At 54.1% G+C, this 26,538-nt stretch carries 22 protein-coding genes; 16 read left to right on the top strand and 6 right to left on the bottom strand.

Going from position 1 to position 26,538, the window contains the following annotated elements; all coding sequences use genetic code 11:
* Positions 1-63: 63 nt before the first annotated feature.
* From KI379_RS05460 to sigJ, 10 genes are all read left to right on the top strand, one after another.
* Positions 64-1,950 carry a class I mannose-6-phosphate isomerase gene (locus KI379_RS05460; protein WP_212982993.1) on the top strand — a complete coding sequence of 629 codons (1,887 nt, stop codon included), beginning with the start codon at positions 64-66 and terminating at the stop codon, positions 1,948-1,950.
* Complete coding sequence (locus KI379_RS05455) at positions 1,947-2,912, top strand: ROK family protein (protein WP_212982992.1); 966 nt, start codon at positions 1,947-1,949, stop codon at positions 2,910-2,912. The genes KI379_RS05460 and KI379_RS05455 overlap by 4 nt, the downstream gene beginning before the upstream one ends.
* A 72-nt stretch (positions 2,913-2,984) precedes the next feature.
* Positions 2,985-5,498, top strand: a complete 2,514-nt coding sequence (locus KI379_RS05450) for a glycoside hydrolase family 38 C-terminal domain-containing protein (protein WP_212982991.1) — start codon at positions 2,985-2,987, stop codon at positions 5,496-5,498.
* Between the two features lie 555 nt (positions 5,499-6,053).
* Complete coding sequence (locus KI379_RS05445; protein WP_212982990.1) at positions 6,054-7,376, top strand: ABC transporter substrate-binding protein; 1,323 nt, start codon at positions 6,054-6,056, stop codon at positions 7,374-7,376.
* A 115-nt stretch (positions 7,377-7,491) separates the two neighbouring features.
* Positions 7,492-8,385 carry a carbohydrate ABC transporter permease gene (locus KI379_RS05440; protein WP_076169143.1) on the top strand — a complete coding sequence of 298 codons (894 nt, stop codon included), beginning with the start codon at positions 7,492-7,494 and terminating at the stop codon, positions 8,383-8,385.
* Complete coding sequence (locus tag KI379_RS05435) at positions 8,385-9,218, top strand: carbohydrate ABC transporter permease (RefSeq protein WP_076169145.1); 834 nt, start codon at positions 8,385-8,387, stop codon at positions 9,216-9,218. The genes KI379_RS05440 and KI379_RS05435 overlap by 1 nt, the downstream gene beginning before the upstream one ends.
* A 29-nt stretch (positions 9,219-9,247) precedes the next feature.
* Positions 9,248-11,056, top strand: a complete 1,809-nt coding sequence (locus tag KI379_RS05430; RefSeq protein ID WP_212982989.1) for a cache domain-containing sensor histidine kinase — start codon at positions 9,248-9,250, stop codon at positions 11,054-11,056.
* A 30-nt stretch (positions 11,057-11,086) separates the two neighbouring features.
* Complete coding sequence (locus KI379_RS05425; RefSeq protein WP_212982988.1) at positions 11,087-12,580, top strand: response regulator; 1,494 nt, start codon at positions 11,087-11,089, stop codon at positions 12,578-12,580.
* 175 nt (positions 12,581-12,755) lie between these two features.
* Positions 12,756-13,415: a peroxiredoxin-like family protein gene (locus tag KI379_RS05420; RefSeq protein ID WP_212982987.1), complete on the top strand. Its 660-nt coding sequence runs from the start codon at positions 12,756-12,758 to the stop codon at positions 13,413-13,415.
* A gap of 213 nt (positions 13,416-13,628) precedes the next feature.
* Positions 13,629-14,492: an RNA polymerase sigma factor SigJ gene (sigJ, locus tag KI379_RS05415; protein WP_212982986.1), complete on the top strand. Its 864-nt coding sequence runs from the start codon at positions 13,629-13,631 to the stop codon at positions 14,490-14,492.
* An 82-nt stretch (positions 14,493-14,574) separates the two neighbouring features.
* Here the strand turns inward: sigJ and KI379_RS05410 are convergent, their stop codons facing one another.
* Complete coding sequence (locus tag KI379_RS05410; RefSeq protein ID WP_089546228.1) at positions 14,575-15,408, bottom strand: SDR family oxidoreductase; 834 nt, start codon at positions 15,406-15,408, stop codon at positions 14,575-14,577.
* A 232-nt stretch (positions 15,409-15,640) separates the two neighbouring features.
* Here KI379_RS05410 and KI379_RS05405 point away from each other — a divergent pair, with 232 nt between their 5' ends.
* Together KI379_RS05405 and KI379_RS05400 are read left to right on the top strand one after the other, a co-directional pair.
* Positions 15,641-16,426: a glucose-1-dehydrogenase gene (locus KI379_RS05405; protein WP_089546227.1), complete on the top strand. Its 786-nt coding sequence runs from the start codon at positions 15,641-15,643 to the stop codon at positions 16,424-16,426.
* Between the two features lie 44 nt (positions 16,427-16,470).
* Positions 16,471-18,156, top strand: a complete 1,686-nt coding sequence (locus KI379_RS05400; RefSeq protein ID WP_089546226.1) for a glycoside hydrolase family 13 protein — start codon at positions 16,471-16,473, stop codon at positions 18,154-18,156.
* Positions 18,157-18,259: 103 nt separating this feature from the next.
* Here the strand turns inward: KI379_RS05400 and KI379_RS05395 are convergent, their stop codons facing one another.
* The gene (locus KI379_RS05395) at positions 18,260-19,138 is read right to left on the bottom strand and encodes a sigma-70 family RNA polymerase sigma factor (protein WP_089550092.1); all 879 of its coding nucleotides are present in this window, start codon (positions 19,136-19,138) and stop codon (positions 18,260-18,262) included.
* A 212-nt stretch (positions 19,139-19,350) separates the two neighbouring features.
* On the opposite strand from KI379_RS05395, the gene KI379_RS05390 reads away from it, so the two are divergent.
* A complete protein-coding gene (locus tag KI379_RS05390; protein WP_089546225.1) occupies positions 19,351-19,776 on the top strand; it encodes a VOC family protein in 426 nt (141 codons plus the stop codon).
* A 159-nt stretch (positions 19,777-19,935) separates the two neighbouring features.
* Here KI379_RS05390 and KI379_RS05385 read toward each other — a convergent pair whose 3' ends face one another.
* Positions 19,936-20,571 carry a CBO0543 family protein gene (locus KI379_RS05385; protein ID WP_143811823.1) on the bottom strand — a complete coding sequence of 212 codons (636 nt, stop codon included), beginning with the start codon at positions 20,569-20,571 and terminating at the stop codon, positions 19,936-19,938.
* A gap of 121 nt (positions 20,572-20,692) precedes the next feature.
* Between KI379_RS05385 and KI379_RS05380 the strand changes: the two genes are divergently transcribed.
* Complete coding sequence (locus KI379_RS05380) at positions 20,693-21,478, top strand: hypothetical protein (RefSeq protein WP_076169153.1); 786 nt, start codon at positions 20,693-20,695, stop codon at positions 21,476-21,478.
* Complete coding sequence (locus KI379_RS05375; protein ID WP_244879198.1) at positions 21,478-21,975, top strand: YqgE/AlgH family protein; 498 nt, start codon at positions 21,478-21,480, stop codon at positions 21,973-21,975. The genes KI379_RS05380 and KI379_RS05375 overlap by 1 nt, the downstream gene beginning before the upstream one ends.
* Here KI379_RS05375 and KI379_RS05370 read toward each other — a convergent pair.
* Entirely contained in the window at positions 21,970-22,899 is a 930-nt protein-coding gene (locus tag KI379_RS05370) for a phosphotransferase family protein (protein WP_212982985.1), read from the bottom strand. The genes KI379_RS05375 and KI379_RS05370 overlap by 6 nt on opposite strands.
* Before the next feature lie 268 nt (positions 22,900-23,167).
* Here KI379_RS05370 and KI379_RS05365 point away from each other — a divergent pair, with 268 nt between their 5' ends.
* Positions 23,168-24,715 carry an MFS transporter gene (locus tag KI379_RS05365; protein WP_212982984.1) on the top strand — a complete coding sequence of 516 codons (1,548 nt, stop codon included), beginning with the start codon at positions 23,168-23,170 and terminating at the stop codon, positions 24,713-24,715.
* 75 nt (positions 24,716-24,790) lie between these two features.
* On the opposite strand, the gene KI379_RS05360 is transcribed toward KI379_RS05365, so the two are convergent.
* Positions 24,791-25,588 carry a TetR/AcrR family transcriptional regulator gene (locus KI379_RS05360; protein WP_076169156.1) on the bottom strand — a complete coding sequence of 266 codons (798 nt, stop codon included), beginning with the start codon at positions 25,586-25,588 and terminating at the stop codon, positions 24,791-24,793.
* 139 nt (positions 25,589-25,727) lie between these two features.
* Complete coding sequence (locus KI379_RS05355; RefSeq protein ID WP_212982983.1) at positions 25,728-26,534, bottom strand: AraC family transcriptional regulator; 807 nt, start codon at positions 26,532-26,534, stop codon at positions 25,728-25,730.
* Positions 26,535-26,538: the final 4 nt, after the last annotated feature.

The following is a 26,538-nucleotide window of genomic DNA, read 5'->3' as shown; positions in this document are numbered from 1 at the left end:
ACGCTTCCTCTCCCTCGTCTTACAATGTTACACATAACGACAGACAAGAGGGAGGAAGCACCCATGACTGCATCAGTACCCCCATCCTTTAATCCGTTCCCCGTCAATTCCATTCCCGTTCACAGCCTCGAGGAACCTTCTCTTATTCTGGACGGCTTCTCTAAAGATTACGATACCTTAATGGGCCGGCTGACCGCCATGTACAAAAATCACGGCGGAGAGGCTTTTGTCGTCGCGATCGATGCGGCGAACGGAGCCCAGTATGGCCGCTGGGTGAACCGGCTCCGCACTTACTGCGAGGAAGATGACATTCCCTGGATCGGAATCGATACTGCCCGTTATATGAAGAAACCGGATGATCTTCTGCGGCAGTTTCATCCCTATCTGACCGATAACCGCGCGTTTGGCAGAATCGCCGCCGACGTTTCGGAAGACAGCTATTTTCAGGAAGGAGCCGGGAAAAAGTGGCTCCATGACGTTCAGCAGAAGCTGAGAATCTGCAGCGAAGCGGTCAAAGCCGGCGAAACTCCGATTCCGATGGTCGTGACCGCCGGTCCCGGGGCGCTCTTCCTCTGCCCCTCTCCGGATGTTTCCGTCTACTGCGACCTGTCCAGGGAATATCAGCAGAAGCTCCACCGGATGGGCATGGGCAGTCTCGGCCTAGGCGAAAGCGCCGATCCGGTGGAGACATACAAACAGGCCCTGTTCCTGGAATGGCCCGTGTGGGAGAACTATCGGAATCGGCATCTGTATGATTTCGATGTGTATATCGATATGAATCAGCCGGAATCTCCGGCCTGGGCTACCCTCCCGGCGCTCAGGGAGCTGCTGGCCGCCGCCGCCCGACGCCCGTTTCGGGTCAAGCCGTTCTTCGCGCCGGGCATATGGGGCGGGCAGTACCTGAAGGAGCTGTGCGGACTGCCTGAAGATTGGCGCAACTGCGCTTGGGCATTCGAGCCGATCGCCCCGGAGAATACGCTGTTGATCGAAGCAAACGGCTGCGTCATCGAAGTGCCGTTTCCGCTCCTGCTTACCTCCCACCCGGAGGAAATCATAGGAGGGCGCAACGTGGAGCTGTTCGGGGATTATTTTCCGATCCGCTTCGATTACCTGGATACGATCGACGGCGACAACCTGTCGCTGCAGGTCCATCCGCAGCAGGCATACATCGAGCGGACGTTCAACGAAACGATGACGCAGCAGGAATCCTATTACATTATGGAGCAAAAGCCGGGGTCCTCCCCCATCGTCGCCTTGGGCTTCCGGGAGGGAACGGGCGGCAGCGACCTGCTTCAGGCGGTGGATCAGGCCCATGAGACGCGGCAGCCGCTGGACATCGGTCAGTATGTTAACGTATGGGAATCCCGCAAAGGGGATCTTTTTCTGATCCCGCCGGGCGCCGTCCATTTTTCCGGCAGGGACAATCTCGTGCTCGAAATATCGTCCACCACCTGGTGGTTTACCTTTAAAATTTACGATCACCTCCGCCTTGACCAGGACGGCCTGCCCCGCCCGATCAACCGGGACCATGCGGAGCAGAACATGATCGACGCTTTCGACACCACGTATGTCCGTGAGCATCTGATCGCACAGCCGAAGATCAGCCGCGTGCAGGGAAACAGCACCGAGGAGCTGCTCGGCGAGCGGGACGACCTGCTGTTCCAGGTCAAGCGGCTGCGTCTGGACGGGCCGTGGGAGGATCATACCGAAGGCGGTTTTGTCATGTACAACCTGGTCGAGGGGCAGCGCGTCCGTCTGATTCCGGAACGCGACGAGGAAGCCGCCGTGGAATGGGGGTATGCAGAAGCCTACATCGTTCCCGCCTCGATCGGCGGCTACCGGCTCGAGCCGGTTGGCCCCGGGCCCTGCACCTTGATCCGCGCCCAGGTTTCGCCGGGCTGGAATACGCCGCTCCTTCCGCACCACTGGAAGCCCGGTGAGCGGGCATGAGCGGGACCCCCGGCAAAACGCCGGCTGGGACGGTCGTCACACTGGCCATCGACGCCGGCGGAACCTTCATGAAAGGCGGCGTGCTGGAGAACGGGATCCTTCTGGCCGAGCCGTATCTGGAGCAGCCTTCACGCTCCGAAGCGGATGCCGCAAGCTTCATCGCCCATTTCGCCAGCCTGATCATCCGGCTTGCCGGAGCATACATGAAGGGAAGCGGCACCCCGGAGCACGATGTGACGTTTCGCATCGGGACGGCTTTTCCGGGCCCCTTCGATTATGATCGCGGCATCAGCCGCATCCGGGGGCTTGGCAAATACGAGCAGCTGTACGGCGTGCCCGTAGGTGAGCTGCTCAAGAAGGAGCTTCGCCGCCGCGCCGGGCTGCCGGGCAGCGCCTTATGGATGCGGACACTCGCGGAAGCAGACATTGCCTTCGGCAACGATGCCGTCCTGTTCGGCATGGGCGCCGCCAAGCGCTACCCCGGCGAGCGGCTGCTCTGCCTGACCTTGGGCACCGGTCTCGGCTCGGTCTTCATGGACCGGGGACTGACGGTCAGCGGCTCAGACGGCGTGCCCGAGAGCGGCATGCTGTATGCCGAGACGTTCGAGGGCGCGCCGGTCGACGGCCAGTTTGGCAGGCGCGGCGTGCTGGCGCTGGCGGACGCGCTCCAGGCCCGGCGGCAAGGCGATGATGTCATCGACCTTGCCGCCGCGGCCGCCCGGGGCGAGGCTGCCGCCCTCCGGGTCTGGCGCACCTACGGCGAGCGGCTCGGACGGATGCTGCGCCCGTATGCCGCCAGCTTTAGGCCGGACCGCCTGATCCTGGGCGGCCAGATTGCCAAAAGCCTGCCGCTCTTCGGCGCTTCCCTTACGGACGCGCTGCTCCCGGTACGGCTGCCAGTGCTGTATGAAGACGATCTGCTGCGGCTGGTCTTTTACGGAGCCGACATGCTTTTTGACTAATACGGATCCTTTTTCCCTACATCGGCTTTCGCTGGAAGGCCAATACAACTCTCCCCTTAAGGAGGATATACGATGACACTAGAACAACAGTTAAAACAGGCCGACGCGCCGCTGCCCGCCCGTAAATGGACGATTTACGCCATTCACCATTCCCACACCGACCTCGGCTATACCGATCGTCAAGAGAAGATCGAGCAGTACCATGTCGATTTCATCCGCCAGGCGCTGCGGATCGCCAATGCCGCTCATACAGGTGCCAAACCCGAATGGAAAGGCTTCTGCTGGACGTGCGAAACGTTCTGGGCGGTGGAGCAGTTTCTGAAGGCGGCTTCGCCCGAGGAGCAAAAATCGTTTGCCGAAGCCGTCCTCCGCGGCGACCTCGAGCTGTCCGGCACCTATCTGAACATGACGGAGCTGCCGGACGAACAGCTGCTCAGCAGCCTTCACAGCAAAGCCCAAGCCTACGCCGCCTCCATTGGCAGCCGTGTGGACAGCGCCATGACCGCAGATATCAACGGGTACGGCTGGGGGTATGCCGACAGCCTGCTGAATCATGAAATCGAGCATTTGTTCAGCTGTATCCATACGCATCACGGCATGTACGCCCTTGGCCGCAAGCAGGCTCCTTTCTGGTGGGAAACGCGCGACGGCCGCCGCCTTCTCGTCTGGAACGGGGAGCATTATATGATCGGCAACGAGCTGGGCCTGTGCCCTGGAGCGCTCGGTAAATACATGATCCGCGACGAGTTCAATCACCAGCTGGTGGAACCGGAAGCGATCCATGACGGCATCGCCACGGTCCGCATCCGCCGGTACTTGGCGCAGCTGGAAGCCGAGCAGTACCCGTATGCGTTCGTGCCCGTCATGCTCTCGGGACTCGGTACCGACAACGGCGCGCCGAACAGCCGGATCATCGAATGGATCCAGGCCTGGAACGAGCAGCACGGCGATCGGATTACGATCGAAATGACCAGCCTCAGCGGCTTTTTTGCCCGCCTGAAGCAGGAAGAGCTGGACGAACTGCCTGTCCACCGGGGAGACTGGCCGGACTGGTGGACGGACGGCGTCAGCTCTACACCGATGCATACCCAGGTCTTCCGGGATGCCCAGCGGACGCTCCGCAAGGCGGTCAAGCTGGACCCTGAAGCAAGCGTATTGAGCCGGGCCGAGATCGATGAGACTGAGGAAGCGCTGGCGCTGTATGCCGAGCATACGTGGGGCTACCATTCCTCCATTTATGAACCGTGGCATAAAAACGTCCAGCTGCTGGAGGTCCGCAAGCTGGCGCACGCCGCCGAAGCAAGCCGCCGGGCCTACCGCGCCTTGGACAAGGTGCTGCTGCAGCAGGGCAGTGCCACGCTGTACCCGGATCGGCCGTACCGGTTCCGGGTCAGCAATCTGGCCGGGCGCGAAGTGACGGAGCTCGTCACCCTCCAGCTGGACGGCTGGGAGCCCGGCGCCCTGCGCGAAGGCGTCGAAGTCGTGCGGGAGGATACCGGCGAAGTGCTGCCGCAGCAGTCCGTCCATCCGCACACCATCGTCACCGAGCTCAAGCTGCAGGCGCAGGAAACCTGCTTCCTGCTTCTGCGCCCGCTGGCTCAGGGACGGCAGCAGGGCACGACGACGACCAACACCCGCCTGATCGGAGCAGACCAGGTATACGACATGGACGACATGTTCCAGGGGGCTTCCGGCGCTGCCGGCCATCCGCCGATCCGCATGACCCGGAACGGCCTGGAATCCCCGTTCGTCCGTCTGGCCTGGTCCGACAGCGGCATTCATTCCTGGTTCAACAAGGAACTGGACACCGAGATGCTGCGCAGCGGCAATCCGTACGGTGCGTTCACACCGATCTACGAAGTTACCCGGCCGGCGGATGAGACGGACGCCTCCCAGGTATGGAGCACCCGGGCACGGATGGGCCGCAACCGCAAGGGGCTCCACGCCGAGCGCTCCGCCGGGCGCATTACATCGGTGCGCACCGTGGAGAACGGACCGCTTTATGCAACGGTAGAAATCAAGTACCAGTTGAACGGCTTGTCCTACTTCGCCTTGTTCCTGCGGGTCCATGCCAACCGGAACCGGGTCGACGTGTCGGCCCGCTTCCATAAAGACAGCGTCTGGAGCCCGGAGAACGTCTACCTCTCGCTTCCTTTTACAAGCGGGGACACCTTGCGGGATACGCTGTATGCGGATAAACCGGGAGGCTTGGTGCGTCCGTGGAAGGACCAGATTCCGGGGACCTGCCTCGATTATGCCTGCGTCCAGGAAGGCATTGCATGGCAGGATGACCGAAGCTCGCTGCTGCTGGCTTCGCCGGATACGCCGCTCATGCAATGGGGCCCGCTGGAGTACGGCACAAGACGCCTCCACACCCAGCAAGCGGAGGACGAGAAGCCGGAATCGTACGCCTGGCTGATGACCAACTATTGGGAGACCAATTTTAAAGCGACGCTCGGCGGCTTTTACGAATTTCAATACCATGTCAGCTCGGAGCCGGCGCTGCCGGAGGATGAGCTTGCGGCAGCCCTCCGGGCGCTGCATGAGCCGTTTGTCGTGTGCCGGATGCGTCCGGAAGGCGTGTAAGCGCCCATATTTGAAGGACGTCCATCGACGCCAGATTCAAAGAAGACAGACCGTAATTAGCGGAGGTTTTTCTTCCATATAAGAAAGATCACTTTCTGGAGCTTATACCTTCTTATATCTACAAAAGGAGCTGTCCCTCATGGGACGGCTCCTTTCTTGTTTGTTCTTCTGCTCATGCCAAAATGTACACACCGCTCCGGCGGAACTGCGGCGAACCAGCGCTGCAACTTCGCCCTTCTTCTTCGCTCTTTAAGTCCGCGCCATCCCCTTCTTCCCTTTCTCTATGCACTTTAGCTCGTCACGAACAATCCCCTTTCTCCCCCACACTTATACAGCAAAATAATGCTATTCCCCGCCAACTCTCTTTAGCAGTATTTTCTTCTTTCTCCTTCAATATTTAATTTGTTATTATTTTGTTATATAAATAACACTAATTTTTATTGTGATTAGTATAATAGAAGACAATAAATAACAAATGAGTACATTTAAAAAACGCATTCAAAAAGCTATAATAGCAATGCAAACGCTAACATATTCGAAATGGGGAGAGTAGAAATGAAAAAGAAATCTGTTACGTTGTTAGGATTTGTTATGATCCTGATGCTTTCCATGTCCCTGTCCGCCTGCGGATCAAGCGGCGGCAGTGATGATTCGGCCAGCAGTGGAGGAGGCACGGATAGCACCGGCACTTCGTCCGGCGGATCTGCCGGAAGCGGAACCGAGCTGTCGGGCAAAATCACGTTTTTGACTAACCGCACCGACATGATCGGCAAAGAGTATGACGATTATGTAAAGCGCTTTAACGAGAAATACCCGAATATCAAAGTGGAATTCGAGGGTTCGCAAACCGATTATAACCAGCAGGCCAAAGTGAGAATGGCCGGCGATGAGCTTCCGGACGTCATGTTTATCCCGACGATTCCGAACTCCGACCTGCCGAAGTATTTTGCTCCGCTTGACGATCTCGGGCTGGATGACAAGATTACGTTTAAAGACTTCAGATCTTATGAAGGCAATGTATACGGGATCACAACAGGCAACTCCACTTCCGGTATCGTGTACAACAAAAAAGCGTTCGCCGATGCAGGCATTACGGAAATCCCGAAAACTTGGGACGAATTCCTGGCAGCTTGTGAAAAGCTGAAGCAAAAGGGCATCGTTCCGCTGGCTTCCAACTTTAAGGATAAGTGGCCGCTGAACAACTGGGTGTATGACCTGCCGCGGCTGATCGAGAACAATGCGGACTTCCCGAACGCGAAGCTGAACACGGACACGCCGTTTACGATGGACAACGGTTACGGCAAGGCGTTCAGCCTCATCCGTGAACTGAATGAAAAAGGCTACCTGGAGAAGGACATCAACTCCACCAACTGGGAGCAGTCCAAGAAAGATGTGGCGTCCGGCAAGTTCGCCATGTACTTCCTTGGCAACTGGGTCATCAATCAAGTCGTCGGTGCAGGAACGACTTCGGACAACATCGGCTTCTTCCCGCTGCCGTATGACAACTCCGGCACGCTGCGCGCCGCCCTTAGCCCTGACTTCTTCTACGCCGTATCTAAGAACAGCAAAAACGTTGATGCTGCCAAAGCTTTCGTAAAATGGATGATCGAAGATTCCGGTTACGAAGATTTCGCTGGATTCATCCCGCCGCTGAAAGACAAAGAGTCCAAGCTGGCCCAGCTGAAGGAATTCCAGGCTACCGGCGTGGAGCTTCAGGAAGGCACACCGGACGACGCGACGGTTACCGACATCCTCAATAAAGCCCAGATCGATTTGCCGGCCATGGTTCAGGAATTCGTCCTTGCCAAGGATCCGCAAAGCGTCCTGGATAAATGGAACAAGGCGTGGGCCAAAGCCAAGAAAGACCTCGGCAAGTAACGCCTGCTTACAGAAATAGCCCGGCAAAGTGGATTATCCGCCTTAGGAGGTAATCCGCTTTGCTGTCGGCTTGCATCCAAGAAACGCCTATAAGCTTGCAGAAAGAAGGTATAGCATGTTCGGAACGCTCTCGTACCGCAAACAGAAGACGATCATTATCGTCTCTTTTTTACTGATTCCATTAATTCTACTAGCCACCTTCACCTACTACCCGGCGATCAAGCTGATCTATTACAGCTTTACGAACTGGGACGGCTACAGCCCGGAGAAGCCTTGGGTCGGCCTGGACAATTACCGGGAAGTGTTCTCCAATTCGGATATTTTCAAAGTGTTTGAGCACAATTTCGCTTACTTTGCGATGGGGATCGTCCAGAATATCATCGCCATTTACTTTGCTGTCGTCCTGAACAGCCGGCTGCGCGGCCGGAACGTGTTCCGGATTCTGCTGTTTCTGCCTTACATCATGAACGGCGTGGCGGTCGCTTTTATGTTCGGATACGTGTTTGACACAACCAACGGCTCGCTGAACCTGTTCCTCTCCAGCCTAGGACTGAAGCATCTTGGCGAAACGAGCTGGCTTGGCACGGAAGGGCTTGTCAACTATGCGCTGGCCTCTACCGGACTGTGGCGCTTTATGGGCTACAACATGGTCATTTACATCGCTTCCCTTCAGGCCATTCCGAAGGATATTTACGAAGCGGCGAAAATCGACGGTGCCGGCTCTTTGCAGACACTGTGGAAAATTACGCTGCCGAACATGAAGCCGGTTATTCAGCTGAACCTGTTCCTGACCGTGACGGGCGCGCTCGAAGTGTTCGACCTTCCGTTTGTGCTGACCAAAGGCGGACCTGCGGGAGCGAGCCAGACCTACGTGCAGCGCGTCGTGGAAACGGCCTTCGCCTACAACAACTATGGATTGGCCTCGGCGATGAGCGTCATCTTATTGTTCTTTGTGGTCATCGTACTGGCCGTTCAGCAGCTTGTGCTCAGCAGAGGAGGAAATAAATAATGCATTCGTCCAAATTCCGGATCCAGGATCTGATTAAATACTTGACCCTGCTCATCGGAGTATTCGTCGTCCTGTTCCCTCCCTATGTCGTCATCATCAACGCATTCAAATCGAGGGATGAATTTAACAGCAGCAGCTCAATGTCGCTGCCCCATAACTTTTTGAATTTCGAAAATTTCAAGGTCGTGTTCGAGCGCGGCGGCCTGCTCAGCGGGTTCGGCAACATTCTGATCATTATCGTCGTCTCGCTCGCGCTGAACATTTTGTTCGGCACGATGGTCGCTTATGTCCTGGGCCGGTTCGATTTCAAACTGAAACCGATCGTGTTCGGGGCTTATCTTGTCGCTACCATCATCCCGAGCATCACGACACAGGTTGCCACATTCGGCATTATCAAAAGCCTCGGGCTGTACAACACGATGGGTGCCCCGATCGTCCTGTACATCGGAGCCGACGTGATCCAGATCATTCTATACCTGCAGTTCATCCGCAACATCCCTTATGACCTGGACGAAAACGCAATGGTGGAAGGCGCATCCCTGTTCAAAATTTACCGTTCGATCATTTTCCCGCTGCTGACGCCGGCTACGGCGACGCTCATTATTCTGAAAACGATCAGCATTTATAACGATATGTACATTCCATATTTATACATGCCAAAGCAGAGCCTCGGCGTCGTCACCACTGTATTGATGCGGTTCCAGGGCGTCAACACGGCCGATTGGAACCTCATCTGCGCCGCGATTCTGGTCATCCTTTTGCCTACGGTCATATTGTACTTTTTCCTGCAGCGTTATATCTTTGAAGGAGTAACCAGCGGAGCGGTTAAATAAGACAAGCATCAGGGAGTGGACTATCGGTTATGAGTACTGCAATCGGCCGCATCATACGCAGGGGATGGCTCTTTCTGGCCAATCTGTCATTGGAGAAAAAGCTGATTCTCGTATTTGTCTTTCTGTTATCGCTGCCCATCACTTATGTCAGCTACCTGTCGGCAAGGTCCACGTTCAGTTCCGTGCTGCAGAACGCCACCAACAACGCGGGACAGATGGCCGACAACGCCTCCGATACGATCGACCGGTACGTGGACGACCTGAAGCGCTACACGGCGCTTCCCCTGTATAACAAGGATGTGCAGTACTATCTCGGACAGGAACACACCGACTGGTACAAGAACGAGAGTATGGGCATGTTTCTCAGCTATCTGAGCCATACCAAAAAAGACGTCGTGGCTGTCTACCTCGTTGACCGGTACGATCATATTTTTTATGACAAGAACGGGAACATCAACGATTTGTCGGCCGAAAATCAACTTCCCGGCTGGAAGAAGCTCTTAGGCGAGGCGGGCGGAGCCCGTCCGATCCTGGAAGGCCGCCACCCGATCACGGTCAACGGCAGCAGTACGATGGATGTCATCAGCGTGCTGCGGACCATTAACTCGGCCAGCTCGCTCCAATATCTCGGCATCATCGTCCTGGATATCGATATCCGTTTGTTTCAGGGCATCGTCGAGCCAATGGATCGGGTGACCCAGGGCAGCTCGCTCATTATGGATGAGCAAGGACAGTTGGTGTACGCCAGCGGTGATGCGAATTCGGTTCAGGATCGGCTGACCGCGCTGATGACGGCGGCCAAGGGTCAGAAGGATGGCCATTTTGAATCGACGATACACGGAACCCGTTATCTGACCGTCTACTACACGTCGGATCAGACCGGATGGACGACGTCCGTCACGATTCCGCTGTCCAAAATTTTGTACAAGGTCCAGCAGAACAGCCGGGCGCTGATGGTTACGACCTTAATCCTGCTGGCGATCGCCCTGTTCGTCGCAACCTTCTTCTCTCACGCCTTGACCAAACCGCTGAAATCCATGGTTCGGCTGATGCGCAAAGTTCAGCACGGCAACCTCGACGTCTGGATTTCGCCTAAATACAATGATGAGATCGGCATGCTGGGCAGCCATTTCAACCGGATGATTCTGCGGGTCAAAGACCTGCTCACCGAAATCAAGCTGACGGAAAAACGCAAGCAGACCGCCGACATGAGGGCGCTGCAGAGCCAGATCAACCCTCATTTTATTTACAATACGCTCGAGTCCATCCGCATGCTGGCCGAGAGCAACGACGATCCGCGCGTCGCCAAGCTGACCTACCTGCTGGGAAACCAGATGAGGTATTCCATCGTCCGCAGCGGGGACCCGGTGACCATCCGGCAGGAGCTGGAGCATGTCCGCAACTATTTCGATCTGCTTGCCATCCGTTTCCCGGATAAATTCCGGCTCATCATGGATGTGCCTGAGCCCTACCTCGGCCTGTCGGTGCTCAAGCTGGTGTTCCAGCCGATTGTGGAAAATTCGGTCTTTCATGGGCTGGAGCGCAAGCCCGGACTCGGCACCATCACCATCACCGCTTCGCGCGAACAGGACCACGTCGTCTTCGTGATCGGCGATGATGGAGTCGGCATGGATGCCGATACCGTCCAGCAGCTGAACCGCAGCCTGAAGCACGGCGACGCGGGCGGTGCATTCGGCATCGGGCTGCATAATGTGGCCGAGCGGGTACGTCTGCATTACGGCGGCACCTGCGGTCTTGAAGTGGAGAGCGAGCCCGGGCACGGAACCCGGGTCATTGTGCGCATTAAGGAAGAACTCCCCGACGAAGACCAAGAGTAAACATCATTACAGCAAAGGCGGGAGAGAAATATGCTTCGAATTGTGATTGTGGACGATGAAGTTCTGATTCGCGAAGGCCTGTCGCGCATGATCGAAAAGGAAAGCGGCCTCTTCCGTGTGATCGGGCAGTTTCCGGACGGCAAGGATGTACTGGACAGCCTTCCCGGCCTGGAGGTCGATGTGGTTATTACCGATATCCGGATGCCGATTGTGGACGGTCTAGATCTGATCAAGCAGCTGAAGGCTGCCCGCCCGCACGTCCGTTCCATCCTGATGAGCGGTTTCACTGAATTTAACTATGCCAGGGAAGCGATCCGCGCTTCCGCGGTCGACTATCTGCTCAAGCCGATCAACAAAGAGCAGCTGTTTGAGCTGTTGTACCAATTGGACGAGGAACATCAGTCTTCGCTCGAGAAAGAAGCCTTGAGCCGCAAGCGGCTGCTTCATTCCTGCTTTCTGAGCGAGTCTCCCCTCCCCTATCTATCCGAGGATACCGGGCTGCCCCTGTCCTGTTATGCCACGTTCGTTCAGAAAGGCGGGTCGCTGGAAGCCGCAGCCGGGCGGATCCAGCAGCACCCGGAGCTCGTCTGTGACTGGGTCTCGGTCCAGGAGCGCATGCTCGCCTGGGTCTTTTATTTTCCGGAAGCTCCGGGGCAAGAACAATTGGACCGGATCGCCCGTCTGCTGGGCGGCGCGGAGGAACCAAGCAAAGAGGAAACGGCGGTTCATATCGGATTCAGCCGCATCCACAACGGCACTGCCGAACTCAGAGCCTCCTATGAAGAAGCCATGCGAGCCTGCGACCTGGGCTTATACTCAGATTCGGCCCTATATTATGCCGCCGGTTATGCCGGGGAAGCTTTCGGAGACATCGTCGAAGCGGAGGATGCCGTCCGCGGCATGAACTTTGCCGAGCAGCTGCAGCTCCTCCATATTCCAGCCGTGCTGGAATGCGTCCGTCAGTGCTTTGAGCGGCTGAAAGAGCAGCGTGCAGGTACCGGGACGATCGTCCGTGTCTGCAGTCTGCTGGAGGATATGGCATGCCGGGAAGTGCAGGAGTACCGGGAGATTCGGAGCAAAGAAGCCCGCGCCCGGCTGGAGACGCAGCTGCGAGCCTGCATGAGCTTCTCCGGCATGGAAGAATGCTTTGTGGAGGTGTTCAGGTCGGCGCTGGAGAAAGTGTACGGACTGCGCAGCGAGATGGGCGGTAAAGCCGTAGAGATCGTCAAGCGCTGGATCGCCGAGCATTACAGCGAGCATGCCGAGCTGAACACACTGGCGGCCATGGTGTATCTGACACCGAGCTACCTCAGCAAGCTGTTCAAACAGGAAACCGGTCTGACGCTGACCGAGTACATCACCGACGTACGACTTAAAAACGCCAAACGCCTTCTGCGGACCGAGACAAACATGAAGGTGCACCAAATCGGAGCGGAGGTTGGATATGCGGATCCCGCTTACTTCAATAAGCTGTTTAAGAAAGTGGTCGGCGTCACGCCAAATGAATATAAAAAGTGGAAATAGCCGCCAATAAACAAGTGCCCTGAATGATCAGGACGCTTGTTTGTTTTATCCGCCGTTTTTTTTCGTTCCCCATGTCACAAATCAGACCCTTACCTTGTTATATGTGCAGAACGTCATAAAGCTGAAGAATGATCATTGGATTTACCCCACCATTTTTTCAAGGGAGTGTTGTTCCATGGCGGTCAAAGCATTATTGGATCAAGCAAAGGAAGGTTTTGTTGTCAAAGCGCCTCAAGAGGTGCAGTCGCAAGTTTTTCGGCACATTCAGGAGCAGCAGGAGTCCGGCGTCGTTTTCGGTCTCACGGAAGAGGACAAAGCACCGGATTTTACGCTAACGGGTCCGCTCGGTGAACAGGTGAATTTGTATCGCGAGCTTGCGAAAGGTCCGGTCATTCTGACATTTTACCGCGGCAGCTGGTGTCCGTTCTGCAATATCCAGCTTCGGGCTTATCAACAAATGCTGCCGGATATTGTGAAACTTGGCGGCCAGCTGATCGCCGTTTCCCTGCAGAGCCCCGACAACTCGCTGTCGCATAAGGAGAAGGAAGAACTAACCTTCCAGGTGCTGAGCGATCCGAACGGACGTGTCGCAGAAAGCTACCGAATCCTGTATGAGCTGCCGGATTACCTGCAGGATGCCTACAACAATTTCGGCCTGGACCTCACCGAGTTCAACCAAACCGATCGCTGGATCCTGCCGCTTACGGCCACGTTTATTATAGATCAGGAAGGGAATATCCGCCGCGCTTATGTCAATCCGGACTTCATGAAGCGTATGGAGCCTCAGGAAATCATCGATCAGTTGATAAAAATCCAAACCACCCACGAACGATAGGCAGCATCGTGCAGCTGCGGATTTCAAGACAAAGCTGTCCCAGATGTCATGATGACAAATGGGGCGGCTTCTTCATATTGACCAGACCTAAATTTCGGCAGCCGGTGAGTTTTCACTGCCCTTTTTTTCTTGACGTAAATGTGGTTTTTTATTGAAAATGAAAGAACTGGCATGGAAACTCCGCATGCACGCCCTTGAAAAGGAGAGACACGAATGGAGGAGCTGTACGGGAAATATAAAGCACTACTGTTCACGCTGGCTTATCAGTTGACAGGGTCTGCGGCTGACGCGGAAGATGCGGTGCAAGACGTGTTCTTAAAGGCGTACGGCTTGCCCACCGAACGTTTAGAGGAGCCGAAAGCGTATTTATGCAAAATGGTCACTAATCACTGCCTCAATCTGCAAAAGACGGCGCGCAAAAAGCGGGAAATGTACGTCGGTCCGTGGCTCCCTGAGCCGATCCGGACGCCGGAAACGGATACGCTCGAGACGGCGGTCGTTCGCCGCGATCTGCTGTCTTACGCCATGCTCGTCATGCTTGAGCGGCTGACGCCGACAGAGCGGGTCGTTTTCGTGCTGCGCGAGGCGCTGGGCTTCGATTATCCGGAAATTGCCGAAATGCTCGGCAAACAAGAAGCAAATTGCCGCAAGCTGATGAGCCGGGCAAAGGGCAAGATGGGCATATCCGAAGAGGAGACGATTTCAGCCGAAGCCGCCGATATGGAATGGGTTGGCCGTTTCCTCACGTCGCTGAAGCAAGGAAACGTCGATCATGTGCTCTCCCTGCTGACTGAAGACGTCATGCTCGTCTCCGATGGAGGCGGAAAAGTAACTGCGGCCACCCGTCCAATACAGACACGCGATCAAGTCGCCCGATTCCTTGCCGCCGTGTTCGAGGGTATACAGCCCTATGATCAAGGAAATCTTCACTCCGAGATTGCCCCTCTGAATGGCGGGTCCGGCATCGTCATCCGTTCGGGGGACGATACCGTGAAAGCTGTCTTTATGCAGCTCCGGGGCGGCAAGCTGTCCAGAGTCTATATCGTACGAAACCCGGATAAGCTTACCAGGGTTTAGCCCTCGCTTCGCATGACCAGATCATGAAAGAGCGGCTAACGAAGACTTATCGCCTACATTAGCCGCTATGTTCAAATGGAAATCAGTCAAAATCGGTTGAAAAAGCGAGATCCTTTTGCTGTTCCAATTCCGCCAGCCGCTCGGTAAGAGCTTTATGAATCGTCGAATAAGCGTCGCTGCCCAGCACGATTCTTTTAGGCGCCGGATTCTGGTCTACACTGTTGATCATCGCAGCAGCCATTTTGGCAGGGTCCCCTAGCGAGGGTGCCTTGGCTTCTTCGATAATCCGCCGCGCATGGATGGCCGGGGAGGCCTCATAAGCATCTATCTTTGGTGCCAGCGCGGAGCTTTGATACCGGAAATTTGTCCTTGCACTGCCCGGCTCCACAATAGTGAAGCCTATATTAAAAGGGGCAACTTCAGCCATGACGGATTCGGCAAACCCCTCAATTCCCCATTTGCTCGCATGATACAAAGAACTGCCCGGGAAAGCGGCCTGGCCGCCTACGGTCGACAGCTGGAGGATCCGCCCATAGCCTTGTTTCCGCAAGTGTGGAAGAGCCGCACGCACCACCTGGATGGATCCGATCAGGTTCGTTTCAAGCTGATGGCGTATCTGCTCATCTGTCAACTCCTCTGCTGCGCCGAAAAGGCCGTATCCCGCGTTGTTGACCACAACGTCAATGCTGCCTAGATCATGAAAAGCGTTGTCCACAACCCGGTGTATGGCGAGTGTATCGGTGACATCCAGCTTGGAAACCCATAATAGGTCGCCGTATTTTGCTTGCAAATCATTCACAGCCTCCATATTGCGGACCGTTCCCGCAACCCGTTCCCCGCGTTTCAAAAGCTGCTCCGTCATTTGACGTCCAAAGCCGCTGCTAATGCCGGTGATCAGCCAAGTACGATCATTCATTTCGAATCCTCTCCCACTCTCTTAGTATACGCCATTAGCTTTAATAACTAACTGGTTAGTTATAAATTACACCTATCGAACGATATTGTCAAATGGAAATGACTCATAGACTGATCCCGATACTATAATGCCGTTTCTTCGACGGAAGTTATGACCCCGCCCTGTTGAACCATGCCCGTTCCGGTTAAATACTATTGTAGTCATTTTGATGGGACGACAGGAGGGAATGATTATGTACAAAGATCTTGAAGGCAACACAGCCATTATTACCGGAGCTTCTTCCGGCATCGGACGGGCAATGGCGCTGAGGTTCGGTCGGGAAAAGATGAATGTGGTCATTAACTATCGCAGCGGGGAGCAGGAAGTGAATTCGATCATCCAGGAGATTGAACAAAGCGGCGGTCAAGCGATAGGCGTGTACGGCGATGTCACTCGTGAAGAGGATGTCAAAAAGCTGGTAGCCGCCGCGCATGAGCATTTCGGCTCGCTGGACGTCATGGTCAACAACGCGGGCATCGAAAACGAAGTTCCCTCGGAGGATTTGACGCTGGAGGACTGGCGCAAGGTGCTGGACGTGAATTTGACCGGGGCTTTCCTCGGCTGCCGCGAGGCGATCGATTACATGCTGGAACACGGGATCAAGGGACGGATCATCAACGTTTCGAGCGTGCACGAGATGATTCCGTGGCCCCATTTCGTGCATTATGCCGCGAGCAAGGGCGGGATCAAGATGATGACGGAGACGCTGGCGCTGGAATTTGCGCCGAAGGGAATCCGCGTCAACAGCCTCGGTCCCGGTGCGATCGATACGCCGATCAATGCCGCCAAGTTTTCCGATCCCGCCGCCAAAGCAAGCGTTGAGGCGCTGATCCCGCTCGGGTATATCGGCAAGCCGGAGGAAATCGCGGCTGCAGCCGCCTGGCTGGCCTCCTCCGAATCCAGTTATGTTACGGGCATTACCCTGTTTGCGGATGGCGGGATGACCAAATACCCCGCTTTTCAAGGGGGACACGGTTAATTCCCGTACAACCCATTTCATGCACGGACAGGAGGAATGCGCACATGAACGAAACCTGGTGGAAAGAAGCCGCCGTGTACGAGATTTATCCCGTCAGCTTCATGGATACCAATGGAGATGGCAAAGGTGACCTTCGCGGAATCATTTCCAAGCTGGATTATTTAAAGGACCTCGGGATCGATGTCATTTGGATCTGCCCGATTTACGAGTCTCCCGGCAAAGACAACGGATATGACATCAGCGACTACTACGCGATCAATCCTGAATTCGGCACGATGGAGGATTTCGATGATTTGCTGCAAGAAGCCCATGCCAGAGGGATGAAAATCATGATGGACCTCGTGCTGAACCATACCTCCGACCAGCATCCCTGGTTTAAGGAATCGAAATCGTCGACCGACAACCCAAAGCGAAGCTTTTATATTTGGCGCAAAGGGGTCAACGGCCTGTACCCGAACAACTGGGAGTCCTATTTCAGCGGCTCGGTGTGGGAGATGGATCCGGAGACGGACGAATACTATATGCATCTGTATTCCAAGCATCAGCCGGATTTGAACTGGAGAAACGAAGAAATGGTACATGAATTGTACCAAATGATCCGGTGGTGGCTGGAAAAAGGCGTGGACGGCTTCCGCTTTGATGCCATCGCCCACATCGTAAAGGCGAAAGGACTGCCGGATGCCGACAATCCCCAGCATCTCCCTGTCGTGAGGGCGTACCAGCTATTTTCCAACCTGGAAAAAGTCCATTTTATGCTCAAAAAGCTGAACGAGGAAGTGCTGATGGACTACGATATCATGACCGTCGGCGAAACCTCGGGACTCGGCCCGGAGCAGGCTTTGGAGTATGTGGGAGACCAGCGCCATGAGCTGAACATGGTGTTTCAGTTCGAACATATGACGCTGGACTCCGCCTCAAACGGCACCGGTAAGTGGGAATCCCGAGCGTGGACGCTGCTGGAGCTCAAAAAAGTGATGAGCCGTTGGCAGACTACACTGCATAACCAGGGCTGGAATGCGAACTACCTCGGCAATCATGATCAGCCCAGAGCCGTCTCAAGGTTCGGCAATGACAAGCAGTACCGCGTCCAATCAGCAAAAATGCTGGCGACCTTCATGCTCACCCTGGAAGGGACGCCATACATTTACCAAGGCGAAGAAATCGGGATGACCAATGCAGCCTTTGACCAAATCGGCGACTACCGGGACGTGGAAACCTTGAATTACTATGAGCAGTCCCATCTTCAAGGCAAGCCGATCGACCAGACGATGCAGGCCATCCAGGCGAAGAGCCGGGATAACGCCCGCACCCCGATGCAGTGGGACGACGGACCTCAAGCCGGCTTTACGACCGGCGAACCTTGGATCAAGGTTAACCCCAATTATACGGATGTAAACGTGGCTTCGGCGATAAAGGACCCGGATTCCATTTATCATTACTACAAGCGGATGCTCTCCCTGCGTAAGACCCATAAAGCGTTGATCTACGGAGAGTACAAGCTGCTGCTTCCATTGGATCCGGATCTCTATGTTTACACCCGTACGCTGGAGCAAGATACCATCCTGGTCATCCTTAACTTTTTTGATGATACGCCGATCATGGAATGGCCGAAAACGCTGCGGGGCATGTCGCGAGACCTGCTGATCAGCAATTACGATCTGCCGCCTGACGCGGAAGGAGACCGCATTGAGCTGCGCCCCTATGAAGCCAGAGTATACCGGTTGTCCTGACCGGGGTTTGGGAACAAAAAAAGGCACCCGCTGCAAGCCTTACGGCTGCAAACGGTGCCATTTCCTTGCTTCAATGATCTTTTCTCCGTGTTCTTTATACCCGTTAATCGTTCAACAAGGCCAGGTCAAGCTGGCGCAGGCGCGCCGGATCGGCAATCATTTCGATTTCGGTGATTTTATCATTCTTTACCGTAAATACGAGTACGAACAGGATTTGATCAAGCGGACCTATCACGGCGCCTACGGAACCGTTCACGAGCGCAGGCTGGGCGCCTTGGGCACGGCCGGCGAATTGCTTGGCCGCAGCTTGCGAACCATGAACAACCGGCGCGTTTGCGGCCGGCGGAAATGCCGGATCGTTTCGTGTCACCACATCCGGATCCAGGATAGAGAGAAGTTTCTCAAAATCTCCGGCGCGCGATGCAGCAAGGAATGCATCTACCAGCTCCTGTTTGCGCCTGAGTTCTTCTGCTCTCGAAGCCGATTCATCCCCCTTCACCCGTTGACGTGCACGGCTGGCAAGCTTTCTGGCTGCCGCCTCGTTTCTCCCCAGGATGGAAGCGATATCCGCGAAAGACATGCCGAAAATATCGTGCAGCACGAACGCGATTCGTTCGGCGGGACTTAATGTTCCCAAGACCACAAGCATGGCATTCCCCACAGCGTCGGCCATCAGCGCTTCATACTCCGGGTCGCTTCCGTCACGGAAGTGGGTAACCGGCTCTGGTGCACGATCTATCGTCAGATCTTCATGCCGTGATTTACGGGCTCGGAGCATATCCAAACAGACCCGCGAGACGATCGTCGTCATCCATCCCCCGATATTTTCCACGCTGCTCATATCCGAACGGCTAAGACGTATCCATGACTCCTGTACGGCGTCATCCGCCTCATTCTGTGATCCCAGTATTCGGTAAGCCACAAACTGAAGGTGATTCCGATGCGATTCGAATTGTTCTGCAAGCCCGTTGTGATTGTTCACGCGCCCCAACCTTTCCTTTTCCTTATTACTCATATGTCGTAAGAAATCTATCGGATGTGACCGAAATCGTAAAATAAATCGCAAAAAAATATATTAACTTTAACGGTCACGTTTACCTGCCAGCGAACGACATGGGTAGTGAAGGGAATCCCGCTGCCAAATAAAAGGTCCGTCGGTATCCCGGTAAAAAACATGTACAGGAGATGAGTGTTGTGAGCACGAGTTTAATCCCTTTTATTGAAATGAACGGTCAAGCAAATGAGGCCATCGATTTTTACGTCAAAGCGCTGGAAGCCAAGATTGTCTATGCACAGCGGCTGGGCGATTTACCGGAAAATCCGGAATCCCCGCTGCCGCCGGAGAAAAAAGACTGGATATCCTTTGCGGTCTTGGTCATCGGCGAATCGCAGCTCCAACTGTCCGACCTTGTTACCGGCAGCAGCTACCAGAAGGGCTCGCCAGTGACCATCGTTGTGCAAACCGATGACAAAGATCAGGCCGCACGATACTTTGACGCCTTGAAACAGGGCGGTCAAGTGAACACGCCGCTTGAAGCCAGCTTCTTCAGTCCCGCTTACGGCAATGTGACGGATCCATTCGGCATTACATTCCGGATTCTTGCCAAAGGACAGCAGTAATCCATGGGCACAGCTCTCCCTTTTCACCAAGGTTAACCAGTTTCAGGAAGAGAGTACCGTATAACAAATCATAAAATAACGCATCGAATCCGCCTTCGATGCGTTATTCAGTCTATCAATATTGTATCCTGGAACTAAAAGCGGGCTCAATGCCCTCTTTTAGTTCGCAGGTTTTTGTTGTGATCGGTTTGCCCTGGATAGCATGAACTCCAGCGACCACTTAACAAAACAGGCTTTAGCTATATATAGCGGGAACGAATAAATAGATTTCCAATGGTCCATGTCATAAATATCAATCCAGACAAAGAAAGGCTCTGCAATGAAGGCAGCTCCTAGGGCCAGTATGACGTTGGCAACAAAGAATGACTTCCAACTTCTGAAATACTGATAGATCAACATATGAATGACAGGTAATACGGAGTAATCAATCGGGCTTAAGCGAGGAATCAGCCTGAAGACTTGATGAGGGTAAGACCATAATCCGAGCTCACTTCCAATATCATCCAGAAGAACAATAACGATGGTTATTGCAAAACCGTAAAGTAAAATATCCTTCAGTCTTGATTTATCAACCACTTTCCACCAAATGATCCACGGCACAATCAAAAGCACCAACAAAAACCACCATTGAATCGAGAACAGGTCATGGCGATAATAATACAGTCTTCTCATTTCAGTAAGTTTACGATCTACATCTTTGATTTCTTCAAAGGAAGGATATCGGTCTGACAAAAGTAATGCAGCTCCTTTTTTTGCACCATTCATCGTCCATGGATTGACCTTAAACTTCCCCAAAGTAATCCCGCTAATTCCATGTCTTCTTTAAGCCAATCGCGTTATATCTCCCAAAGAAGAATAATCTTTCGCCAATTGACAAAAAATTCGATTACACTGTATTCCATTGGAGCGTTGAAAAGTGGATAACTTTAGAGCCAAATATAGAAATCGTTATTATCATGCCTTTGTCACGACGTTCGGCACCATCCAGCTTCACCAGCGTAATCCCCTGGTCGTAGCGTTATGGTCCGTAGCTTTTCCTGGATTCGGCCACATCTTATTACACAAATTCATTTCCGGCTTTGCATTGTTTTTTTGGGAATTTTATATCAACCAAAAGACTCAGCTGAATACGGCCATTGTTTATTCTTTTAACGGAGATATCGCCCACGCAAAGGCTGTATTAAATGAAAAGTACATATATCTCTATATCCCCGTTTATTTATTTGCCATATGGGACAGTTACCGGACCACAGTCGATATCAATAAGATTCACCTGCTGGCGAAAAGGGAAAATGCCAAATACCCGAATTTTTCGATGAGCCCCTTCGAGGTCAATTATCTGGACAAGAAAAAGCCATGGATTGCGTTAGTCTGGGCAATGACAATTCCAAGTCTTGGACAACTATATATTCATCGAATCTTAGCTGCTGTTCTGACGCTTGTTATGACTATGATGATTGTCATTCAGTCCAATATGATCGAAGCGCTGCATTACGTTTTGCTGGGAGACTTCCCGAAATCTAGAGAAGTGATTGGAGTTCAGTGGTTCCTTTACTTCCCCTCGGTCTATTTCTTTACCATGTATGATTCTTACACGAATGCCGTAGAGCTGACAAAACTGTTTGATTGGGAACAAGCCGATTATTTGAAAGAAAACTATCAGCCGCAAAATTTTGTACTGCATAAGGGAGAAAAAGTCTAATGGGAATCCAATTTTTCTCTACATTTCAGCATTCACACTACGTTGAGCTGGCTATAAGCAAGCTTAAGGAAAACGATGTCGTCCAGATTTACGCTGTACCCCTGGATAATCGTTCGATGGATATGAAGTTGGTTGATACGATGCATGGTACGGACGGAACCTCGTTAATCGATATCGGGCTTATCCTAGCCATGATGGGCGGGACCATTGGGGTATCCAGAGGATTTGTTCTCCATTGGGGTCCGGTCTATTGGGGGCTAATTGGAGCGGCTGTGGGATTTGCTATTGGCTTTGTTTACGATTTGATCAAAAACCTTGTGAAACGAAAAAAGATCCGAACGGTCAAGACCACAGCCGGTGAAGTGATATTGATCGTCCAATGCAGAGCGGAGCAAGCCCCGTTTGTTGAGCAGACGCTGTGGGGGAACAGGGCACTCGGAGTTGCCAAAACACAAATGCAAACCGTTCCATCCGAGCACGTAACAACAGACTTATGATTTGTCCAAGCCCAGAAGGAAGTTGCGTGTATATTCGTAAGCGTCGGTCCATCCCATTTTGGCATAGAAGCGAAGTCCGTCCAGTCCTTTGAAGTAATAAGCGCCCTTTAATCTCTCATTGAAATCGGGGATGACGATACCCGCTTGCGCTTGATGGTTCTGATAAGCCTGTACGACGTTGTGCCCGTCCATGTGCCGGTCCAGAATGGCCAGATCCACAAGAAAGTCGCCGTAAGCGCAGTTGCAATCCAGAATTCCCGTAATCCGGCTGCCGTCAGATAAGATGTTCCACTGGTGAAAATCCCCATGTATAAAATAGCGGTACGGTTCGTTAAAGTGTGAATAAGCCGTTAACCGGCTGTAAATTTCATCGAATACCTCTTTCTCCAAACAGGAGGTATGGAATAAGGCGTACCAATTCTCCCAGAAGCTGCCCGTTTGGTCTTCCGCATAGACGGATTCCCAATAATCCTTCCAGGTTGGGAACGCACCGTCACCGCCCGCCCCGATCCAGCCGTATCCACGGGCTCCACCCAGGTCAATATGGTTCAAGCGCGTCAAAATCCGAATAAGCTCCGGAAGCCGGCGGCGCTGCTCCTCAGCCGAAAAATCCGCCAGATTGCGGCCTTCTATCTTTTCCAAAATGGAATATTCGAGATTCCCTATTTTCCCATGTCCGATGCACCGGGGGAAAGGTATGCCCTGGCTGAACAGCAGATTCGATACGTAGATTTCCGACTGGTACGCCCCCTCCAGGTCGCTGAATTTGATCACGTATCCTTGACCTTCATGGTTAAAGGAAAAAACGCGGCTTAAGTTCCCCCCTTGCATCGGCGTGATTTCTACCGCTCCATCACCCAGATGCTCGCCTATCGTTTCCTCGACCAAAGCGATGTCCACGATAGGTTTTTCGTATTCGGTCATGCCATCCGCCTCCCTTTCACTTCCATATCGTTCGATCGGTTTCCCGCGATTTCGGATTGAACCCATTATATCCCGGATTGTCTCATAGAAAAATGGGTCCGGGCAATAAAAATATGGTTTATCATGCGGCTCTTCAATGCTCCATAGAGCTCCGCCCGTACCCGTGAAAAAAATACATTTCTTTTGTGTTGACCATATACTGTTTATATAATATACTGTTTTCAAAAGTTACTGTTTATACAATAAACAATAAGGAGAGGGATTTTAAATGAGCATTTCAACCCCCGCAGCGGCCAAATTGGCCGGCCGCAAAGAATGGATCGCGCTTTGCATCCTTTGTCTCCCGCTGATGGTCGTCTCGATGGACGTGTCCGTCCTGTTCTTCGCGGCACCGGCCATTGCCGCGGATCTACTGCCGACCGCCACCCAGCAATTATGGATTTTTGACGTTTACGGCTTCATCCTCGCCGGGCTGCTGCTGACGATGGGCGCCGTCGGCGACCGGATTGGACGGCGGCGCCTGCTGATGATCGGTTCCGTCGGATTCGCCCTAAGCTCTTTGTTCGCAGCGTACGCCCAGTCGGCCGAAACGCTGATCCTGGCCCGCGGGATTCTGGGGATCGCCGGTTCGACCCTCATGCCGTCGACGCTGGCGCTCGTCCGCACGATGTTCCAGGACCCGGCACAGCGGACGAAGGCGATGGCCATCTGGAGCGCCGTCATGGCGGGCGGCGTCACCGTCGGGCCGATTATCGGCGGCCTGCTTCTCGACTCTTTCTCCTGGGGATCTGTGTTCCTCATCAATATCCCCGCCATGGTCCTGCTGCTCATCATCGCGCCGTTTTTGCTGCCGGAGTCCCGCAGCACGGCAAAAGTCAAAGTCGATGTATTCAGCTCAACTCTCGCGCTCGCCGCGATCCTTCCCGTGACTTACGGCGTGAAGACGCTGGCGGAAGACGGCTGGGCCATCCTTCCCGCTGCACTGCTTGCCGCAGGCTTGCTCATCGGCATTCTGTTCGTACGGCGCCAGTTGACCATCTCTAATCCGCTGCTCGATATCCGTGCGCTGATGGAGCGGCGGACCGGCGGTTCGATCCTCGTAAACTTTATCGCTACGTTTACGCTCATGGCCAGCTCGCTCATCAATACCCAGTTCCTCCAGTCTGTTCTTGGATACTCCCCGTTCGTCGCTTCCCTCTGGAGCGTGGCGCCTTCCGTTGTGGTCGGCGCAGCGGCACCGATTGCCGGTAAACTGTCGCAAATCTACGGAAGACCGCGCGTCATGGCCGGCGGCTTTCTCCTGTCGGCAGTCGGATTCGGCGTACTGACCCAGGTCCGCCTGGAAGGCTTCTCGCCGCTGACCGTGCTGCTCGTCGGCGCCGCCTTGGTCGCCGCGGGCATCGTATCCGTCATGACCCTCGTCACCGATTATGTCGTAGGCGTCGCTCCGGCCGACCGTGCAGGAGCCGTCGGCGGCCTCATTGAAACGTCCAACGAACTCGGAGGCGCATTCGGCATCGCGCTCCTCGGCTGCGTCCTTGCGGCCATCTACCGCCATGCGGTCACCCCGTTCCTGCCCTCAGGACTCGCGCCGGATGCGGCCCAGGCAGCAGGGCAGACCATTGCTGGCGCATCGGCCGCCGCCCTGCATTTACCGGCGGATGCTGCGGCGCAGGTCATGAAGGCTTCCCGTGAAGCGTTTATCACCGCCATGCACGCCACCTGCCTGATCTCCGCCGTCATCCTGCTCCTGGCCACCGCAGTCACGCTCGGAATGCTTCGCGAACAGAAGAAGGCCGTCCACACCGCTGCGTAAGATCAGCGCAAGTGAAATGAATAAAGGCTGCTTCCAAGGAATTATCCCTGGAAGCAGCCTTTTTTAGCGGCAGCTTTATTTGTGTATGCTGCCGCTGATTTTCCGGTTCAAATACTGTTCAATCCCGTCCAGCAACCGCTCCAGCCCGAATTCCAAATCATCGCCTACCGTATTTTCGGCCTCGTTCTCGCCCGAATAAACCCCGGACATGACGATCGGGTACAGGTTCGGATATTGTTCAGGCTTCACCAGCGTCTGAAGCGCCACCGAATAATTGATTCCGCTGAACTCCTCCTCGCTCGAACCCGCCTGAACGGCCCGGTCGATGTCGCGCTGGAGCATCCCGCAATGACGGGCATAGCCGCTCAGCAGAAGAACGATCGACATTTTCTCGAAATCGTCCAGAGGCATGTCCCGCAGCGGCCGGAGCGCCCAATCGACGATCCGTAAATTGTTAGGCGTGATCGGAATGCCGAGGATCGGAATATCCCCATACCATGGATGTTTCCGAAAAATAGCGACCGTTCCGAGTACATACTCGCGCATACTCTCCCGCCATTCATGCGGGGGACGCTCAGGAGTCAGCGGAATATCGCATGCCGCATCCTGCATGAGGATGAGCAGGTCGTCTTTGCTTGGAATATAACGATAAAGGGACATCGCCGTAAAACCGAGCGCCGACGCGATCCGGTTCATCGAAACGGCGGCGAGGCCGTCCTGGTCCGCGATTTCAATCGCCTTCGACACGATCTGGTCGATGCTCATCTCCCGCTTGGGCCCCCGCTGCGGAGGCTTCACCAGTCCCCAGCTCAGCGCTGCGCCGGCAGGAAGCATCTTCGCCGCTTCTTCCGGTGTCACTTCTTCATTACTCATCAGATCTACCCCCTAGTCGTCCTTAGCCATTATGCGCCCAAAAAAAATGTATATACCATAAACAGTATATCACATTTGACTGCATTTTAAAAAGTCACGGGAGTCATTCCCCCATACTTCTGTCCCCCGCCTTTTTCACTCACCGGGCCGATTCGTTCTTAGGCATCCCCTCCAGGAGGCTTCGGCGAAATTCGTTCGGAGTCATGCCGTATTCCTTTTTGAAGACGCGGTAAAACGAACGCAAGCTGTTGAAGCCGGAGTCAAACGCAATCTCGGTGACCGGTTCGGCGGTAGACAGCAGCAGCATGTGGGCGTAGGCCGCCCGCTGACCGTTGATATAATCGCGGAACGAGACGTGAAACTGCTCGGAGAAAATTCGCGAAATGAGGAACTTGCTGATCCCGAGTTCTTTGGAAAGCGTGTCCAAGTTGATCGCCTCCAGAAAATGAAGGTCGATATAAGCAAGGATCTTTTGGAAGAGATCCATATCTTTTGTGTAATCCACCCTTTTCAGGGACAGCAGCGGCAGCACATGCCCTAATAATACCGAAATGTACGCCTTGAGCAACCGGCTGTCGCCAGGTTCGCGATACAGCTTGTACAAGCTGGTCAGGGTGCCTGATACGACCGGATGTTTGTGGACGACCGGGTGGTCCGGAACATAATGAAGCAAATCTCCTGTGTAATCCCCCGGAAATGAAGCGTCAAAGAAGATCAGCAGGATTTGGCTGTGGTCAATGGTTTGATAGCCGTGCGGCTGATTAGGGAAAATGATCGCCATGTCCCCTTCGGAGAGGACGTACTCTTGTTGATCGATGTGGACACGAATGCCGCCGGACAGGACCATAGCAATTTCGACGTTTTTATGCAGATGCAGAGGATAGGTATTGTTGGTGGAAATGAATAAATGAAACTGCGGGTCCCTGTGCTGGTATTTGATTTTCATTGCG

The organism is Paenibacillus cineris (genome assembly GCF_018333335.1).
Taxonomy (GTDB): domain Bacteria; phylum Bacillota; class Bacilli; order Paenibacillales; family Paenibacillaceae; genus Paenibacillus_AQ; species Paenibacillus_AQ favisporus.
Note: the sequence above shows the minus strand (reverse complement) of the source record. Positions and strands in the feature narration are given on the sequence as shown.